Annotated in this window: 15 protein-coding genes; 12 read left to right on the forward strand and 3 right to left on the reverse strand. The window is 61.5% G+C overall.

The window, feature by feature from the left end; translation table 11 throughout:
• Positions 1 to 255 precede the first annotated feature (255 nt).
• Positions 256 to 621, reverse strand: coding sequence for a hypothetical protein (locus tag ACFVTD_RS01145; protein ID WP_387556888.1), 366 nt, complete (start codon positions 619 to 621; stop codon positions 256 to 258).
• Positions 622 to 634: 13 nt separating this feature from the next.
• Between ACFVTD_RS01145 and ACFVTD_RS01150 the strand changes: the two genes are divergently transcribed.
• Positions 635 to 3,136: a GH25 family lysozyme gene (locus ACFVTD_RS01150; protein ID WP_387556891.1), complete on the forward strand. Its 2,502-nt coding sequence runs from the start codon at positions 635 to 637 to the stop codon at positions 3,134 to 3,136.
• Positions 3,137 to 3,199: 63 nt separating this feature from the next.
• Here the strand turns inward: ACFVTD_RS01150 and rfbA are convergent, their stop codons facing one another.
• Entirely contained in the window at positions 3,200 to 4,069 is an 870-nt protein-coding gene (gene rfbA, locus ACFVTD_RS01155) for a glucose-1-phosphate thymidylyltransferase RfbA (protein WP_387556894.1), read from the reverse strand.
• A 55-nt stretch (positions 4,070 to 4,124) separates the two neighbouring features.
• On the opposite strand from rfbA, the gene rfbB reads away from it, so the two are divergent.
• From rfbB to ACFVTD_RS01175, 4 genes are read left to right on the forward strand one after another with little or no spacing between them, the layout of a single operon-like run.
• Complete coding sequence (gene rfbB / locus ACFVTD_RS01160; protein WP_387556897.1) at positions 4,125 to 5,123, forward strand: dTDP-glucose 4,6-dehydratase; 999 nt, start codon at positions 4,125 to 4,127, stop codon at positions 5,121 to 5,123.
• Positions 5,124 to 5,126: 3 nt separating this feature from the next.
• Entirely contained in the window at positions 5,127 to 6,557 is a 1,431-nt protein-coding gene (locus ACFVTD_RS01165; RefSeq protein WP_387556899.1) for a sugar nucleotide-binding protein, read from the forward strand.
• Entirely contained in the window at positions 6,554 to 7,279 is a 726-nt protein-coding gene (locus ACFVTD_RS01170; protein WP_387556902.1) for a glycosyltransferase family 2 protein, read from the forward strand. The genes ACFVTD_RS01165 and ACFVTD_RS01170 overlap by 4 nt, the downstream gene beginning before the upstream one ends.
• An 8-nt stretch (positions 7,280 to 7,287) precedes the next feature.
• Positions 7,288 to 7,674, forward strand: coding sequence for a DUF2304 domain-containing protein (locus ACFVTD_RS01175; protein ID WP_387556905.1), 387 nt, complete (start codon positions 7,288 to 7,290; stop codon positions 7,672 to 7,674).
• Between the two features lie 86 nt (positions 7,675 to 7,760).
• On the opposite strand, the gene ACFVTD_RS01180 is transcribed toward ACFVTD_RS01175, so the two are convergent.
• Complete coding sequence (locus tag ACFVTD_RS01180) at positions 7,761 to 8,642, reverse strand: glycosyltransferase family 2 protein (RefSeq protein ID WP_387556908.1); 882 nt, start codon at positions 8,640 to 8,642, stop codon at positions 7,761 to 7,763.
• Positions 8,643 to 8,834: 192 nt separating this feature from the next.
• Here ACFVTD_RS01180 and ACFVTD_RS01185 point away from each other — a divergent pair, with 192 nt between their 5' ends.
• From ACFVTD_RS01185 to ACFVTD_RS01215, 7 genes are all read left to right on the forward strand, one after another.
• A complete protein-coding gene (locus ACFVTD_RS01185; RefSeq protein ID WP_387558914.1) occupies positions 8,835 to 9,554 on the forward strand; it encodes a glycosyltransferase in 720 nt (239 codons plus the stop codon).
• Positions 9,555 to 9,646: 92 nt separating this feature from the next.
• Positions 9,647 to 10,489 carry a glycosyltransferase gene (locus tag ACFVTD_RS01190; RefSeq protein ID WP_387556910.1) on the forward strand — a complete coding sequence of 281 codons (843 nt, stop codon included), beginning with the start codon at positions 9,647 to 9,649 and terminating at the stop codon, positions 10,487 to 10,489.
• 52 nt (positions 10,490 to 10,541) lie between these two features.
• Complete coding sequence (locus ACFVTD_RS01195; protein ID WP_387556913.1) at positions 10,542 to 11,585, forward strand: hypothetical protein; 1,044 nt, start codon at positions 10,542 to 10,544, stop codon at positions 11,583 to 11,585.
• A 27-nt stretch (positions 11,586 to 11,612) separates the two neighbouring features.
• On the forward strand, positions 11,613 to 12,845 hold the full coding sequence (locus ACFVTD_RS01200; RefSeq protein WP_387556916.1) for a lipopolysaccharide biosynthesis protein: 1,233 nt from the start codon (positions 11,613 to 11,615) through the stop codon (positions 12,843 to 12,845).
• Positions 12,842 to 14,815 (forward strand): DUF6541 family protein, encoded by a 1,974-nt coding sequence (locus ACFVTD_RS01205; RefSeq protein WP_387556918.1) that lies wholly within the window; start codon positions 12,842 to 12,844, stop codon positions 14,813 to 14,815. Before ACFVTD_RS01200 ends, ACFVTD_RS01205 begins: the two co-directional genes overlap by 4 nt.
• Positions 14,816 to 14,884: 69 nt before the next feature.
• On the forward strand, positions 14,885 to 15,946 hold the full coding sequence (locus ACFVTD_RS01210; RefSeq protein WP_387556921.1) for a substrate-binding domain-containing protein: 1,062 nt from the start codon (positions 14,885 to 14,887) through the stop codon (positions 15,944 to 15,946).
• Positions 15,943 to 17,604: a DUF2142 domain-containing protein gene (locus tag ACFVTD_RS01215; protein ID WP_387556924.1), complete on the forward strand. Its 1,662-nt coding sequence runs from the start codon at positions 15,943 to 15,945 to the stop codon at positions 17,602 to 17,604. Before ACFVTD_RS01210 ends, ACFVTD_RS01215 begins: the two co-directional genes overlap by 4 nt.
• Positions 17,605 to 17,840 lie beyond the last annotated feature (236 nt).

Genomic DNA, 17,840 nt, shown 5'->3' on the forward strand with positions numbered 1-17,840 from the left:
CGCATGTGGATATCTGAGGTACCTCAAGATTGTCACCGGAACGGCTCAGTATTCCATCCAGATGACCACAGTATTCACATAAGTAACACCAGAATCACTGGTTCCGCCAGTAACACGGGTGCTATGGTGAGCGCGTTATTTATCGAAATAGCACTATCAGGTGCCTTCCTGGGGGAAATCACCTGAGCAGTATCCAAAGAGGCGCTTGGGGGAGCGCCACATTGTCTCCGGAGCCTATATGAAGCGGAACCTGTCTCAGTCCCGTCGCCCAGTCATGAAGTCCCTTGGGACCGCCCTGTTGGCCGTCTCGTTGATCGCCGGACCCTGGATGGCAGGCGTTGCCACCGCAGCGGAAGTCAGCCCGGCGCCGACGCCGTCGGCGGCTCCAGCTCCCAGCACCGCAGCATCACCGGCCCCGACGTCGACCGCTTCGCCGGCACCCGCGCCATTGCCTTCAACCTCACCGCTGCCTGCACCCTCACCAAGCCCCACTCCCTCGCCACAAACCATGGCCCAGGCGATCGGCCCCGGCGGAGCGGAAATGGGCCAGCGCTCGGCGAGGGTCACGGCATCGAACAGTTCAGACCCCGCAAGGAAGCTCAGCGCCGAATCGTTGTCCACCCAAGGCACATGGATGCCATCGTTTGGCGTTCAAGGACTGGACGTCAGCGGGCACCAAACGAGCGTTGACTGGCAGCAGCAATGGAACATGGGCGCCAGATTCGCCTACGTGAAGGCTTCGGAAGGCAACTACTTCACGAATGACCTGTTCGGCTCCCAATACCAGGGCGCGCGAAACGTAGGCATGATCCGTGGCGCGTACCACTTCGCCATTCCCAATTGGTCCTCGGGCGCGGACCAGGCACGCTACTTCGTTAATAACGGAGGCGGTTGGTCAGCAGACGGCTACACCATGCCGCCTGTCCTGGATTTTGAGTTCAATCCCTATGCAGGCAAAACCATCAACGGTTTCTACTTCGGCAATACCTGCTACGACATGTCCGGAAGCCAACTGGCTTCCTGGGTCCGCGACTTTGGCAACACCATGCTGTCCCTTACCGGCCGGCTGCCTGTCATTTACACCAATACGAGTTGGTGGAACCAGTGCCTCGGCACGCCGACAGATTTCGGCGACTACCCGCTGTGGGTAGCCGCATACCCCGGAGCCCCCAGCGATGACGCCGGCGCAGTGCCGGCAAGCTGGAGCACCTACAGCATCTGGCAGTACAGCAGCACCGGCCCCCTTGCCGGTGACTCAAATGTGTGGAACGGCGACTATGCATCACTCCAGCGGTTTGCCGGAAGCGGCACGCCCTCCGTCCAGGTCCCGTCACAGGCAACCCAGCAGATAGCGGCATATGCACAGGCCCATCCATCGCTGGGCAGTCAAACCACGGCCATTACGTGCGGCCTAACCAGCGGCGGCTGCTACCAGGGCTTCCAGGGCGGAACCGTGATGTGGTCCCCGGCGTCCGGAGCATTCGCCGTCTCCGCAGGGCCGGTCACCGGGGCATGGCAGGCCCTCGGCGCCGAACGCAGTGCAGCAGGCTATCCGACCAGTGACCTGATCTGCGGACTGAAAAACGGGGGTTGTTTCCAGAACTTCCAGGGCGGCAGCATCATGTCATCGCCTGCCACCGGTGCCGCCTTCGTCCCATTCGGCGCGATTCGCGATGCCTGGGCCGCGCAAGGCTACGAAAATGGCTCGTGGGGCTACCCCACGAGCAACGCGACCTGCGGGCTGCGGTTTGGCGGGTGCTTCCAGCTATTCCAAGCCGGGTCCGCGCTATGGAGTCCGTCCAGCGGAGCACACTTGGTCAAATCGGGACCGCTGCTGGACGCATGGGCCAAGGACGGATTCGAGAACGGCCTCCTGGGGTTCCCGACAACAGATGTAATCTGCGGCGCGTCCGACTGCACACAGCTGTTCAGCGGAGGAGTCATCGGGTGGACCGCCGCAGCTGGTGCGTGGCCCATCTATATGGGCATCGGTGACACGTGGAAGGCAGCCAGGACAAAGGGAGAGCCGATCGGATTCCCACTGGCCAAGGAAGTCTGTGGACTACGCGGCGGCGGCTGCTACCAGCTGTTCCAGGGCGGAAGCATCCTGTTCTCCCCAGCTTCAGGGGCGTACGCAATGACGGGCCGCATGCTCAACTACTGGGCGCAATCCGGCTTCGAAAACGGCCAGCTGGGGTACCCGACAGGTCCGGCCAGCTGCGGCGCCGTCCAGACCGAATGCTGGCAGTCATTCGAAAAGGGCACCGTCGCATACTCCGCGGCAACACCGATCCAGACGGTCCCGGCCGGCCCCATGGCCCAGGGGTGGACGAACCTTGGTGCGGCAGGAGGGGCCCTCGGCTACCCTGCGTCCGCCCAGATCTGCGGCCTCAAGGACGGCGGATGCTTCCAGATGTTCGCCAAGGGTGCGCTCATGTACTCCCCCGCTGCAGGCGCGCAACCCAGCCTGCTGGGACCCATCCGTGATTTCTGGCAGAAGCAGGGCTTTGAAAACGGCGCCCTCAGCTACCCCGCTTCAAATGTCATCTGCGGGCTGGTCGGTGCCGGGTGCTTCCAGAACTACCTGGGCGGGACTGTGATGTGGTCCAATGCCAGCGGGGCACACGCAATGTCCTTCGGTCCTGTCCGGGATGCCTGGATCGCTTCCGGATTTGAGAACGGAATTCTCGGCTATCCCACGAGCGAACAGGTATGCGGTCTCCGAAACGGCGGCTGCTTCCAGAACTTCGTGAACGGAACAGTGATGTATTCACCCGCTACCGGAGCGCAGACCATGTCATCGGCCCCCATCCGGGACAAGTGGGCCACCACAGGTTTCGAGGGCGGCTCACTCGGCTACCCCACCAGCGGCGCAATCTGCGGGTTGCGCAACGGTGGTTGCTTCCAAAACTTTGAGAAGGGAACCATAATGTGGTCCGCTGCGAGCGGCGCACAAGTGATGATGCCCGGGCCCATCCAGCAGACCTGGGCGGGACAAGGCTTCGAAAATGGCGCATTGGCCTTCCCCACCAGCGGCCAGACGTGCACAGCAGACAGGTCGTCCTGCAGCCAGACCTTCCAGGGGGGCACCATCAGCTGGACCTCGGCCGGCGGAGCGAAGGTTCGTCTCAACTGAGACTCCGGCAAAAAGCAGGGGCGGGGCCGCATTGCGGTCCCGCCCCTGCTCTTTAATCCGTAATCAGCGACCGTGTTCCAACAGGTCTATGAGGTACGCGCCGTAACCACTCTTAACGAGCGGCTCCGCGCGCTCCCGCAATTCCTCATCTGTGAGGAATCCCAAACGCCAGGCAATTTCTTCCGGGGCCCCGATCTTCAGGCCCTGGCGGTTCTCGGTGGTCCGCACAAAGTTCGAGGCGTCATTCAGGTCATTGAAGGTTCCCGTGTCCAGCCAGGCCGTGCCCCTTGGGAGAATCTCAACCTGTAGCTTGCCGCGCTCCAAGTAGGTGCGGTTGACGTCGGTGATCTCAAGCTCGCCCCTGGCGGATGGCTTGAGGTTCTTCGCAATGTCCACCACCTCGTTGTCGTAGAAATAGAGCCCCGGCACTGCGTAGTGGCTCTTTGGTTCGGAAGGCTTCTCTTCCAGTGATACAGCTTTGCCGTTTTCATCGAATTCAACGACGCCGTAAGCCTTGGGATCGGCCACCCAATAACCGAACACTGCTCCACCATCGATATTTTCGAAGCGACGCAACTGCGTTCCCATGCCATGCCCGTAAAAGATGTTGTCACCCAGGACAAGGGCCACGCTGTCGTCGCCGATATGCTCTGCACCGAGAACAAACGCCTGTGCGAGGCCGTCAGGTGAAGGCTGCTGCTTATACGTGATGGATACACCAAACCGGGAACCGTCACCGAGAAGCCGCTCAAACTGCTCGGCATCATGGGGAGTCGTGATAATCAGGATGTCCCGGATGCCCGCAAGGATCAAGGTGGAGAGCGGGTAGTAGATCATGGGCTTGTCGTAGACCGGGACCAACTGCTTACTGACGCCCAAGGTGATGGGGTGGAGCCTCGAGCCGGTACCGCCGGCGAGTATTATTCCGCGCATGCACCCATCTTTCCTTTAGCTAAGTGCGGCGGCAAATCCGGTAGTCTTGGGAATTATGCAGCGACTTCTTGTTACCGGCGGCGCCGGCTTCATTGGCTCAAACTTTGTCCACTACGTTATTGAGAACACGGAAGACCATGTCACTGTTCTGGACAAGTTGACCTACGCCGGCAACCTCGCGTCGCTCCAGGGGCTTCCAGCAGACCGCTTCTCTTTCGTCGAAGGTGACATCGCCGATTCAGCGCTCGTGGACGGGCTCGTTGCCGACGCCGACGTAGTGGTCCACTACGCGGCAGAATCGCACAACGACAACTCCCTGCACGATCCACGTCCGTTCCTTGATACCAACATCATTGGCACTTACACCCTCATCGAGGCGGCACGGAAGCACAACAAACGCTTCCACCACATTTCCACGGACGAAGTGTACGGGGATCTTGAGCTCGATGACCCTGAGCGGTTCACCGAACAGACCCCCTACAACCCGTCCAGCCCGTATTCGTCCACGAAGGCCGGGTCAGACCTGCTGGTCCGCGCCTGGGTGCGCTCATTTGGGCTCCAGGCAACCATCAGCAACTGCTCCAATAACTACGGCCCCTACCAGCACGTGGAAAAGTTCATCCCACGGCAGATCACCAACGTCATAGACGGCATCCGGCCCAAGCTCTACGGCAAAGGGGAAAACGTCCGTGACTGGATCCACGCAAACGACCACTCCTCCGCAGTCCTGGCCATCATTGCCAAGGGCCGCATCGGTGAGACCTACCTGATTGGCGCCGACGGTGAGAAGAACAACAAGGACGTCGTTGAGCTGATCCTGAAGCACATGGGCCAGGCGCCGGACGCCTATGACCACGTCGTCGACCGGGCCGGGCACGACCTGCGCTATGCGATCGATTCCACAAAGCTGCGGACCGAGCTCGGCTGGGAACCCCGGTTCTCCAACTTTGATACCGGCATCGAGGACACTATCGCCTGGTACCGGGACAACGAGGACTGGTGGCGCCCACAGAAGGCCGCCACCGAGGCCAAGTACAAGGAACAGGGCCAGTAAGGCATGTCCATCGGGTTCTCCAAAAAGCTCGCCGTCCACGAAACGCCCATTCCCGGCGTCGTTCTCTACGACCTTCCTGTCCACGGTGACAACCGGGGCTGGTTCAAGGAGAACTGGCAACGGGAAAAAATGCTCGCCCTTGGGCTGCCTGACTTCCGGCCCGTGCAGAACAACATCTCCTTCAACGAGAAGGCAGGTACTACCCGGGGGATCCACGCAGAGCCCTGGGACAAATTCATCTCGGTTGCCACGGGACGGATCTTTGGAGCCTGGGTCGATCTGCGCCAGGGACCCACGTTTGGTGCCGTCTTCACGGCCGAGCTCGATCCAAGCCACGCGATCTTTATTCCACGCGGCGTTGGCAATGCTTTCCAGACTCTTGAAGATTCGACGGCTTACACGTACCTGGTCAACGACCACTGGTCCGCGGACGCGCAGGGTCAGTACACTTTCCTGAACCTTGCGGACGAAACCGCGGCTATCGAATGGCCCATCGCGCTCTCCGAAGCCGAACTGTCCGACAAGGACAAAGCGCACCCCCGCCTGGCGGACGTCGTCCCCATGCCGCCGAAGAAGGTCCTGGTGATCGGGGCCAACGGCCAGCTGGGCAAGGCACTGCGGAAGAAGTACGACGGCGACGCGTCCGTTGAGTTTGCATCGCGAAGTGAGTTCGATCTCAGCAATCCGGACGCTTTCAATGACCGCAACTGGAAGAACTATTCCACCGTTATCAACGCAGCGGCCTACACGGCCGTCGACGCGGCGGAGACTCCGGAGGGGCGCGAAGCTGCCTGGGCCACGAATGTGTCCGCGTTGACGCAGGTTGCGCGAATTGCCGTTGAGCACGACCTCACCCTGGTGCACGTCTCCTCTGACTACGTGTTCGACGGTGCAAGGGAGGTGCATTCGGAAACTGAAGGGCTTTCTCCCCTTGGTGTCTATGGGCAGACCAAAGCAGCAGGCGACGCTGTCGTCAGCGTGGTCCCCCGGCACTACATCGTCCGCACAAGTTGGGTCATCGGGGAAGGTAACAACTTCGTACGCACCATGGCCTCGCTCGCTTCCCGCGGAGTCGAGCCTTCCGTGGTGAACGACCAGTATGGGCGCCTCAGTTTCACGGATGACATCGCAGCAGGTATCCGCCACCTGCTGGACACGGGTGCTCCCTACGGCATCTATAACCTGAGCAACGACGGAGACCCGCAGTCGTGGGCGGACATCGCCGCTGACGTCTACGAACTGTCAGGCAAAAACAGGGCTGCCGTGACAGGCGTTAGCACCAAGGAGTACTTCGAGGGGAAGAACGCCGCCCCCCGGCCGCTCAACAGTGTTTTGAACCTGTCCAAGATCAAGGCCGCAGGCTTCGAGGCACCGCCGGCAGGGCTGCGCCTGACCGAGTACGTAAAGTCGACCACGAGCGGATTCCGATCATGACCGAACCACGCCACGAGACCCTTGTCATCATGCCGGCCTGGAACGAGTCGGAAGCAATCGGAAACACCATCGCGGAGGTCCTGGAGTTTGGACCTGCATGCGATGTGTTGGTGGTTGACGACGGCTCCCGCGACAGCACCGCCCGGGTGGCACGCGCAGCTGGTGCGACGGTAGTCCAGTTGCCGTTCAACATGGGGGTCGGGGGTGCCATGCGAACCGGTTTCAAGTACGCCCAAATGCACGGGTACCGGCAAGTCATCCAGGTCGATGCTGACGGCCAGCACGACCCTCGGGACATCAAGGCAGTCCTGGACGGCCTGCGGGACGCCGATATTGCCATTGGAGCCCGCTTCGCAGAAGCCGGCAACTACACCGTCCGCGGCCCCCGCAAGTGGGCAATGAACGTCCTGGCCTGGACAATATCCCGACTGGCACGAACGAAGCTTACCGACGTGACCTCAGGGTTCCGGGCAGCCAACGCCAAGGCCATCCGCCAATATCTGGACCACTATCCTGCCGAGTATCTGGGCGACACGATCGACTCACTGGTAGTGGCGATCCGTTCCGGCTGCACGGTTCGCCAGGTAGGCGTCTCGATGAGGGAGCGACAGGGAGGCACCCCCAGCCACGACCCCATCAAAGCTGCCATCTACCTCGGCCGCTCAGGAATGGCGCTCTTGTTCGCGCTGACGCGCAAGAAATCCACACCTTCCACCAACTAGGAATCCACATGTCTCTCCTTATGGGCTCCATCGTCGTCGTGGCGATTCTTTTCTTCGTCTTCGAGATGCTGCGAAGGCAGAAACTGCGCGAGAAGTACGCCGTTCTCTGGATCGTCATCGGCATAGGCACGCTGCTCTTGGCGGCTTTTCCCGCGCTGCTTGAGCAAGCCAGTGGCTTGCTCGGAATCCAGGTTCCCGCGAACCTCCTCTTCATCACCACCCTGGTCCTCCTCGTCGGGGTATGCCTTCACCTGTCCCGTGAGCAGTCCCAGGCCGAGGATGAAGTACGCATTCTTTGCGAAGAGGTGGCCCTGTTGAAGGTGGAGCTTTCGGCATTGCAGCAAAGCGTAGGCTCGCACGCGCGGCAGGACGGAACTACCGGCCCCGCTGCGTAGCAGGAGCATTTCCGCGGCATAGGCCAAGCGGAGCAAACAAAAAAGGGAGCGACCCCCGCGGGGCGCTCCCTTTTCCATTGCTTCGGTCAGCCGAAGATGTGCTTTGCGAGCCGTGGGAGGGAGTCCATCTTGCCCATTGCCACAGACTTGACCACCAGGGATGCAGCATTCAGCCGCGAGCTGGTGTGGAAGGACGCTGCTCGGGCGGCCCGGTTCCAGCCCAGTTCCTTGAACCGGGCTGCCTGTCCCTCAAAAAAGCGACGCTCTTCATCAAAGCGCCGCCCGTCCAGAGCACGCACCGAAGAATCTGAGGCAGAGTGCCTCCGGTACAGGAAGGACAACGTGGGGTCTACCACAAGGGAGCCGCCTTCGGCCGCGATGTCCAGGAGCAGGGCAAGGTCCTGAACGACGTCCAGGCCGTCGGTGAAGCCGATCCGCACGATGGTTTCGGACCGCCAGGCCAATGACGGAAAGTAGGCCCAGTCAGCACGTACCAGGCTGGTGGCCATCTGTTCACCCTTGAGCTCGATCCGCTCGCGGGTCTTCGGTGCGTAGGCCTTTTTGACCGCATCAGCCAGGGGGATGCAGGCAATGCCCTTTTCATCGATTACCTGAACGCCGGGCTGGACAACGCTGGCGTGCGGGTAGGTCTGGAACGCGTCCACTACGACGTCCAGGTAGTTGGGCAGCATGACATCGTCCGCGCCCATGATGACGACGTACGGCGCCTCGACCATGGTCAGTGCCTTGCGGTAGTTGCCGTTGGCCCCGAGGTTTTCCTCGTTCTTGAGGTAGGTAACGCGCGGGTCGGTAATTGTCGAGAACCAGCGTTCCGGCTCCGGGTCCGGGTACCCGTCATCGATAACGATGAGCCGCCAGTCTTCATTTTCCTGGTTCATCACGCTTCGGGCTGCAAGCTTCATCTGATCGACATCGCCGTAGTAGGGCAGCATTACGTCAACGGTCATGGACCTGGGATTCCTTCCGTGGGCTCCGCTCGAAGAACTCGGCGGCTTCCCCACGATTATAGTTGACCGGCCCCTGTCGGGCCTGTCAGGCACAGCTTGCTAGACTGCTTGGGGTCCTGCCCGCCCCGCTGGCACCGCCCGGAGTGAGGAGAATTACTTTTGGAGCCCACAACCACACGGCCACGCATCAGTGTGTGCATGGCTGCCTACAACGGCGCCCGCCACATCAGCGAGCAAATCGGCTCGATCCTTCCCGAACTCGGCCCCGACGACGAACTCATTGTCGTTAACGACTGCTCCACCGACGACACCGCCGCCATCGTCGCCGCCGTCCCTGATGGTCGGATCCGGCTAATCAATGCCGAGCAGAACCGCGGCTATGTGGCAACGTTTGAACGAGCCCTCGGGGAGGCGCGCGGAGAGTTCGTTTTCCTTTCAGACCAAGACGATGTGTGGCTCCCAGGCCGGGTGGAACTCATGATCGCGGCCTTGGACGGCAAAAACATGGTGGTGAGTAACTGCCGGCATTTCGACGGGGCACTCGGTTCTTTCCATGAAATTCGGTTGAGGGCCAAAGATTCCACCCACCACCTTCGCAACCTCCTGGGCATCGTGGTCGGTTACCGGCTCCACTGGGGTTGCGCGATGGCCGTTCGGGGGACGCTGTTGGAGCAGGTCTTGCCGTTTCCCCACTACATGAACGAATCCCACGATCAGTGGCTGGCCACTGTGGGCAACGTCAACGGTTCCATTGTCTATATGGAAGAAGACACCATCCTGCACAGACTCCACGGCGAGAACCTGACGCCCCAAGGCATCCGCTCAGCCTCAAAAATAATCCGTGCCCGAATCGCCTTCCTTCGCAACGTCTACGTTGCCGTGCGGCGCTCCCGGCAGGCGAGGAGGGCGTGATGGTCCAGCCTGGCCCAAACCCGACCAGTCCCCACCCCGACGTTTGCGGAGTTGTATCGGCCTATAACCCCGGTGCGGAAAATGTTGCCAACGTGAAGTGGCTGTTGCGCTTCGTCAACCACGTAGTGGTTGTGGACGACGGCTCGCGCGACGACGTATCGGGGGCGCTGGCAGAGATGGAGCAGGCAGGTGCCGTCGTCCTGCGATTGGGTACCAACTCCGGAATTGCCCGTGCCCTGAACACAGGAATCAAGGAAGCACTCGAGCGCTGGGACCCGGAGTGGATCGTCACCATGGATCAGGACTCCAGGTTCACTGGAGACTACATTGGCGCCGCCCTCGCTACTGCTGCAGCGTCCGCTGACCCGCACACCGTAGGCATGGTGTGCGCTGAGTCGCACAACCACATCCCCCTGCCCGTATGGGGCAGCGGCGACGAGCCCCAAATTTTCGACCCCATGACCAGCGGCACCTTGGTGCGCGCACGCACGTTCGACGCAATTGGCCTCTTCGATGAAGGGTTCTTCATCGACTGCGTGGATTCCGAATTCAATGCACGGCTCCGGGAGCAAGGACTTCGGGCACTGGCCGGACGGGGCTGTAATCTCGAGCACAGCCTGGGCAGTGCACGGCCAATGAAGATTCTCGGCTGGCATGCGCACATTGGAGCCAAAAAGCTCTACATCTATTACCACGCGCCGTTCCGGGTCTACTACATCACCCGGAACTCGCTGACACTCGCACGCCGGTATGCCCTGAAACAGCCGGCCTGGGTGCTGCGCAGAATCTACATGGAAATCCAAAGCAACATTGTGCGCTTCGGATTCGGTCCCAACCGGCGCAAACATGCGGTCGCCGCCGCAGCCGGCATCCGGGATGCCCTTCGTCAGCGAATGGGCAAAATAGACGACGACCTCGCGGCCCGCCTGCGCTAGGCACCGGGTCTCCCATTCCCTGCACTGCCCGGTCAACATTGAAAGAAAACTCATGACCACCACCTCAGGATCAATCTTCGTCCTCTACCACCGCGGCTTGCGGACCGGGGGGCCTGAAGCCCTCCACCAGCTTGTCGATATGCTGCGTGAGCTTGGGCAGGACGCGTATCTGGTCCCGCACCCGCACACGGCAGGCAACGATCGCGTGGAGCAGTACGGGATTTATGATGCCCCGGAGGCACCTGAAATCATCGATTCCGCCGACAACGTGGTGGTCTATCCCGAGACGTACGTCCATGAGATGTCCCATATCAAACAGGCCCGCCGCATGTGCTGGTGGCTCAGCATCGACAACTCGCTGACCTTCATGGCCGAACGCATGTGGTACCGGAACACGGCTGGCCTGTTTGAAAAGGCAAAGGAAGCGGCCGTCCCCTTCGCCCGCATGTGGAAGAACCGCGTGACGCCGGCGAAACTGCGCACGGACAAGGACGTCATCCACCTCGTGCAGTCCTCCTATGCGTGGGCGTTTGTCGCCACCAGGTTGGACGTTGTGCCCTCCCTGGTGTCCGACTACACCCCCACCGGAGAATTCCAGACCACGGCCACCGTCGAGCGCAACCGCCAGCTCGTCACCTACAATCCTGCCAAGGGCGGACACATCATCGATGCGGTGAAGGCCGAGAGCCCACGCACCATTGAGTGGCAGCCAATCGTCGGAATGACGCGCGCCCAGGTGGTCGCGACCCTGCAGCAGTGCGGAGTCTATCTGGACCTGGGACATCACCCCGGTAAAGACCGGATGCCGCGGGAGGCAACACTCTCCGGCGCACTGACCATCGTTGCCCGCCGTGGTTCAGGCGCATTCTACGCCGACGTTCCCATCCCCTGGGAACACAAGATCACGCCGGGAGACTCCGAAGTTGCCAGCGCTGCGGCCATGCTTCCGCAGCTGATCGCGAACTTCGACGGGGAAGTGGCAAAGCAGGCGGGGTACCGACAGGCCATCCTCAACGAGCGCTCGCGCTTCAAGCGGGAAGTCGAAGATGTCTTCGTCAACGGGCGCCTGGGCAAGGATGCCTATGACTACCTATAGCCCCAGCGCTACGGGCTGGACCCCAGCATGATCAGGAGAATTGCAGCGTTCGCCGGATTGCCGCTGCTCGCCTCGCTCGCGTCCTTCATCCTATTACCCATCATCGCCAGAGTTGGTGGGGCGCCGGCCTGGAATTCCCTCGCCGTAGGCCAGGCTGTAGGGGCAATCGCGGCAATCGTCATCGGTCTGGGGTGGCCTTTGACGGGTCCTGCCGCCGTCGCCTCAGAAAGCGAGCCCGCCGTCCGACGCCGGCTTTACGCCACAAGTTTCATTACCCGAGCATTTGTCTTCGTCTGCGCCCTCCCCCTGATGGCAGCGGCCCTCTCGTTCACGGGAGCCAAAGAACAATTCTGGGTTGCTTTCCTGATGGCCTGCGCCCAGGCCGCGGCAGGCCTCACCCCCGCTTGGTACTGCATTGCCACTGGCCACGCCGGCAGGATCGCAAAGTACGACGTTGTTCCCCGTATGGTGGCGACTTTGGGCGTCATCCCGCTCTTGTTCGCGACAGGTCAGATCTTCCTCTACCCACTGGCGCTTCTGCTGCTGGGCCTCGCGGGAACCATGTGGTTTAACAAAGATCATTCCCAACGGGCAGACTTCGAGGGGCTGACGCCGCGCGCCGTGGTACGGGAGATTTGGGGACTGAGGGGCGGTGCCGGCGTTACGGTCGCCGCAGGAGCCTACGCTTCCACCCCCGTACTGGTGGTGCAATTCGCTGCCTCTACCTCCGGCCTGGCTGCGTTCGTGTCAGCCGAGAAGCTGTACCGCATCGGACAGCTCGCGACGGCCGCGCTGGGAAACAGCCTCCAAGGGTGGGTCAACGAGTTCGGCTCAAACCATGCCGAGCGGCGAAAGTTCTCCCTTCTGGCTTTGTCAGTCCTGGGAGCGGCCGGCTGGCTGATCCTCGCTGTTCTGGGTCCATGGGTCAGCACCCTCCTTTTCGGCTCAGAGTTGGCCGCTGACTTCTGGACTTGTTTCTGGTTCGGCCTGTCTTTCCTCCTCGTCTGTGTCACAACGTCCACCGGAGCCCACTGGCTGGTGCCCGCAAAACAGATGCGCACCGTCTTCTCCAGCACCATCGCAGGAGCCATCGTCGGGCTCCCTGCCATGGTGATCCTGGCGCACCTGATGGGCGGCCCTGGCGGCGCGCTGGGTTTGGCAGTGGGCGAGATTGCGGTAACCCTCATACAGCTGCGCGCCATCATCCGGCTGATTCGGATGCCGTCGCCGAAGGATAGGACTGAGGAAATACCGTCGTGAACTGGCTTGGCATAATTCCGGCATCAGCAGTGGCAGTGCTGCTCCTCTACATTCCCGGCGCCGCCATCGCATGGTGCCTGAAGTTCCGATTGGGCGGGATCCTTGGCATCGCCCCCCTCCTCTCCACGGCAGCCGCCGGCCTTGCCGGAGTCGTCGGCGGGCTCCTCCACGTGCCGTGGAGCGTCCTGCCGTATCTTCTCGTCAGCGCAGTTCTCGCCGCTGGAGCAATGGTCCTGACCCGTGGCGTTCCTTGGCGCCTGACAACACCCCCGTGGCGGCAGTGCCTGCCCTTTGCTGCACTGGCACTCGCGACGCTGCCGATGGCTTGGCGGTTCATCCAGCTTGTTGGCTCGCCAGAGCATCCGTCACAAGTCTTCGATAACGTCTTTCATCTCAACGCGATCCGTTTCATCCTTGACACTGGGAACGCGTCATCTCTGACGCTGGCGTCGATACAGGGAGTGCAGGGGCTGGACGCGGTCTACCCCGCGGCGTGGCATTCTTTTGCTGCCCTCCTGGTGCAGTTGGCTTCAGTGGACATTCCTACTGCTGAGAACATCCTGAACCTGGTCATTGTTGTGCTGCTCTGGCCAGCGTCCTGCCTGTTCCTTGTCGTGAAAACCATCTCGCGCAGGCCGGCGGCCCTCATCATCACCGCGGTGATCGCCAGCACACAGGTTGCCTTCCCCTTCCTCATGATTGTCTGGGGCCCCTTGTTCCCCTACGCCATGGCCCTCAGCATGATGCCGGTGGTGATAGTTGAACTCGCAGCGCTGGTCCGCATGGGGCGGACTCGCACGGAACCACGTCCCAGCTGGGCAGCGGCACTGGTGTTGTCGCTGGCGGGCCTCGCATTTGCCCACACGAGCTCCATCAACATCACGGTGGCGCTTGGCCTTCCGATCCTCGCCATTTTGTGGTGGCAGGTCATGCCGCGCCGGGAGACGTGGCGGGCAAATCCCGCCGGAGCGTGGCTTTTCCTTGGCGGGACCGTGGGGATCCTCTCCGTGGCCGCGGTCCTGTGGTTGAAGCTGCGACCTGCCCCGTATGACAACTGGGGGCCAACCGTGAAGCCGGGCGCCGCCGTCGGGGAAATACTCACAGCCAGCACCATGCAATCTGCCATACCGGCCGTGGTGGTTTCGGTCCTCTCCGTCTATGGTCTCCTCACCACATTCAAAGTGGCGAGATGGCGTTGGATGGCTGCGTGCTACACCGTACTCGGAGGGCTGTATATCGTTGGGGCTTCGTTCCCGAAAGGAAGCATCAGGGACATCCTGATCGGAACCTGGTACCAGGACACCTACCGCTTGGCTGCCCTCCTGCCCCTGCTGGTGACGCCGCTTGCCGTCATCGGGGGTCTGCGTCTTTGGGACTTGGCCCGCGGCTCCCGCTTCGGCGGGCATAGATGGCAGGTATGGGAAGCCGCCATCGACCGTACTGGCATAAGCGGGAAAACAGTACTGTCTGCCGCCGTCGTGGTGGTCTTTGCACTACTCGCTTCGTTCGCGGGTCCGCTGAGCCACTACATCAAGGGCGCATCGTCCGTTTACCGCTTCGACGCACAATCGGAGCTCCTCACCCCCGATGAGCTTGCTCTAATTCAGCGGCTTCCAACGCACGTCCCTTCCGATGCAGTCATTGCCGACAATCCCTGGAATGGGAGTTCACTCGCTTATGCGTACACCGGCCGCCACGTCCTCACAACTCATCTGTTCACAACAGATGACCCCGATACGGCACTGATAAATCAGGAACTTGGAGCCGCCGCGGAGAATCCCTCCGTTTGCGCCGCCCTGCGCAACAAGAACGTGCAGTACGTCCTGGATTTCGGGGCCCGGTACCTGATCGACCTGCCGGGGTCCGAAAAGTACCCGGCGTTGACCAACGTCTCGCCGGTCAACGGATTGACCTTGGTGGATTCGCAAGGCCCGGACGCACGGCTGTACCGGATTTCCAGTTGCGGATGAGCGCGGACTTCACCGGTGTGGCGATGGCCGTGTCCCATACTTGCACTGCTGGACCACTAGGCTGGATAGGTGATTCCCGTTTCTCGACGAACTAAAATCAGTGCCGCCCTCCTGCTGTCCACCGTCCTGCCCCTGTCCGCGTGCTCAACCATGCCGCCGGGGACATTCGAAGGTGCCCTGACCGGCATCGGGAGCAACGCCGGCCAAGGAGCCGTCAGTGCGTGGGGGCTTGCATGGGGCAGCTCAGTGAAGGGAACCTACGTCAGCTATTCCCCCGACGGGTCCGCGGCGGGGCTGAAAGCGTTCCAGGACGGGCAGTCACAGTTCGCCGTTGGTTCCTCCCCGCTCTCGGAAAGCGAGTCTTCAGCGGTCCGCGGCATGTGCACATCCAAGGGCGCCATGTCCTTGGCCGCCGGTGTCCTGCCAGTCGGCGTCGCCATCAAGCTCAAGGGTGTCAACGACCTCGTTCTGGATTCAAAAACCCTTGCGCAGATCCTGCAGGGCAGCATCAAGCGCTGGAATGATCCCGGAATAGCGGCACTGAATCCGGAAACCAAACTTCCTGACGTAGCCATCACTGTTCTCGTGCAGGAGGGGCCAACAGATACTGTGGGCCCCGTTAACTCCTACCTCAAGGGCGCGGGAACCAATTGGAACCCGCCAGCCCAGGACCGTTGGCCGGCCAGTGTTGTAGGCCAGGTTCAGTCTCCCCCACTGGATCTGGCGAATAAGCTGGACGACACCAACGGCGGTCTATCGATCCTTGATGGAAGCATCATCGGGAACAGGTTCGTCGCAGCCCAGCTTGTCTTTGACGGCAAACCCCAGCGGCTCCAGGCATCCTCAGTAGTCGACGCCGTTTCCACCGGCAGCGTGACCGCGTCGCCCAGCGCAATAACCCAAACACTTGACGGACGCTCGGGCTACGGTCTGGGCACCGTTATCTACATGTACATGTGCAGGGAGTACAGCGACGACCAAATGGGCCGGCTGGCCCGCTCATTCGGTGAAAGCGTATTTAGCGAAGAAGCACAAAAGAACGCGAACGCATATGCCTTCGTCATGTCGCCAAGCAAGAAGGCGGTGAACGAAGGGCGTGCCCTCGTCAATGCAATTGGAGACGGACAGTGAGTTTATTCCTAAGAAGTGTCCGCGGACGTTCCCTTCCCCGGCCCCTTCCCACCTTCGCGCTCCTGACTGCGATCTTCTTCCTGCTGTTTGGACTGTGGTCCCTGGCCACACCCCTAATGGGTGTCCCTGACGAACCCGCCCACACGATCAAGGCTGCAGCCGTGGTTCGTGGCCAGGTATTGGTTGAGGACGGAACATCTTTTGGCCACGGCGTCCATGTCCGCGTTCCCAACTACATCGCGAGTCTCCATGCCCAGAGCTGCTACAAGTTCAACAGGGCTCAGGCAGCCGATTGCGCGGCGCCCATCTACGTCGATGATACGTTTACGAACATCGGCGTTACCTCGGCAGGCTCCTACAACCCGATGTACTACTGGATAGTAGGCCTTCCTACTCTGGTCATGTCCGGTGCCCCCGCGATCTACGGCATGCGCCTGGTAAGCGCACTTTTGTGCGCTGTGTTTTTCGCTGCCGGGTTCACAGCCTTGACGGAGCTAAGGCGGCCCAAGTATGCCGTCCTCGTAGCAGCCCTTGCGATGACGCCCATGGTTCTCTTCCTCGGCGGAGGCATCAATCCCAACTCATTGGAGATTGCGGCCACGATGGCGGCCTTCTCGGGTTTCGTCGTCGTCCTGGACAACCGAAGGGGCACCAAACGGGTCTTGCCCGCTCTGGCCACCGTCGCGGCTGCGACGGTGGTGCTGGCCAATGCCCGGCAGATATCGCTGGTGTGGTTGTTGTGCGCCCTCGTCGTGGGGGTCTGCTCGTTCCGGCTGCGCAGGGTCGTGACCGTCTTCAGCGACAGGCGGGTCCTCACAGCAGTGGCACTGGCAGTGCCGGGGGCACTTCTGGGCCTCCTATGGATGTACATCGCAGCCAACGGCCCGGCAAACGTCGGAGTTGCCCCTGAGGGCATCGCCAGCCCGCACCCGGACGCCCCCCTCTACAGGGGCTTCATGATCATGCTTGACCAGACCTACGACTTCTTCCCGCAGTACATCGGTACCATGGGCTGGTTGGATACGCCCGTCCCCGAACTGGTGGCCCTTGTATGGGGCGGTCTCATGATTGCCGGTCTCGTAGTTCCGATCTGCGTCCGCCCGCTGCGGAACTGGACCGGTTACTGGGTAGCGCTCGCCATGCTCTACTTGGTCCCGGCGCTCCTGCAAACCGCCCTGTGGCGCGGAATGGGATTCATCTGGCAGGGACGCTACACCCTTCCCTTGGTGGTAGTCCTGTTCATCAGCGTGGGGCTCGGCCTGCGGAAGCTGCGGTTTCCCGCCGGCGCTCTCTCGTTGCGCATTACCAAGGTCTTCTTCTGGCTCATCGTCGCGTGCCACACGCTCGCATTTGTCTATGTCCTGCGCCGCTACGTCGTCGGAATCAGCGAAATTGCCAACTGGCAGACACTGTTTTCGTCACCTCACTGGCAGCCTCCCATGGGCTGGCTGCCTCTGACCATCCTGTATCTGCTCGTGACAGCGGTCGGCGCCCTGCTCCTCTTCCGGTATCTTCACCCAGGACGTCCCCTCGTCAAGGGAACCCTGTCCAGGAACGGCGGCCAGCCCGAGTCAGGCCGCGGGGACGATACAACGTCGGAAAACGTCGGCCAGGAGGCCATCTCGTCGGTTGCTCCCTCCGCGGCGAGGCGCAGCTGAAAGAACCCGGGAGCCTGGCCAGTTGAAAGTGGACGACTGGCCATCTCCACGGGACAACACCGCGCCCGGCTTCGACTTCCGGTGGAGGCGCAGCTGCCTTAGCCAGGTCCGCCGCCGTGCAGACAGCTGCAGGCGGCCAGATCGCCGGGAACGGGAAGTTCTGCTAATTCGAAGCTGCCGCCACAGTTTACGCTCCCGGCTCGCCATAGTTGTACCCCGGTGTTGCCGGCAGGAGA

Source organism: Pseudarthrobacter sp. NPDC058119 (assembly GCF_042884655.1).
Lineage (GTDB): Bacteria > Actinomycetota > Actinomycetes > Actinomycetales > Micrococcaceae > Arthrobacter.

What these genes read in the sequence shown, in the direction of transcription:
- ACFVTD_RS01150 (WP_387556891.1), top strand. Translation starts at nt 635, where the DNA reads ATGCCATCGTTTGGCGTTCAAGGACTGGACGTCAGCGGGCACCAAACG.
- rfbA (WP_387556894.1), bottom strand. Translation starts at nt 4,069, where the DNA reads ATGCGCGGAATAATACTCGCCGGCGGTACCGGCTCGAGGCTCCACCCC.
- rfbB (WP_387556897.1), top strand. Translation starts at nt 4,125, where the DNA reads ATGCAGCGACTTCTTGTTACCGGCGGCGCCGGCTTCATTGGCTCAAAC.
- ACFVTD_RS01165 (WP_387556899.1), top strand. Translation starts at nt 5,127, where the DNA reads ATGTCCATCGGGTTCTCCAAAAAGCTCGCCGTCCACGAAACGCCCATT.
- ACFVTD_RS01170 (WP_387556902.1), top strand. Translation starts at nt 6,554, where the DNA reads ATGACCGAACCACGCCACGAGACCCTTGTCATCATGCCGGCCTGGAAC.
- ACFVTD_RS01175 (WP_387556905.1), top strand. Translation starts at nt 7,288, where the DNA reads ATGTCTCTCCTTATGGGCTCCATCGTCGTCGTGGCGATTCTTTTCTTC.
- ACFVTD_RS01180 (WP_387556908.1), bottom strand. Translation starts at nt 8,642, where the DNA reads ATGACCGTTGACGTAATGCTGCCCTACTACGGCGATGTCGATCAGATG.
- ACFVTD_RS01195 (WP_387556913.1), top strand. Translation starts at nt 10,542, where the DNA reads ATGACCACCACCTCAGGATCAATCTTCGTCCTCTACCACCGCGGCTTG.
- ACFVTD_RS01200 (WP_387556916.1), top strand. Translation starts at nt 11,613, where the DNA reads ATGATCAGGAGAATTGCAGCGTTCGCCGGATTGCCGCTGCTCGCCTCG.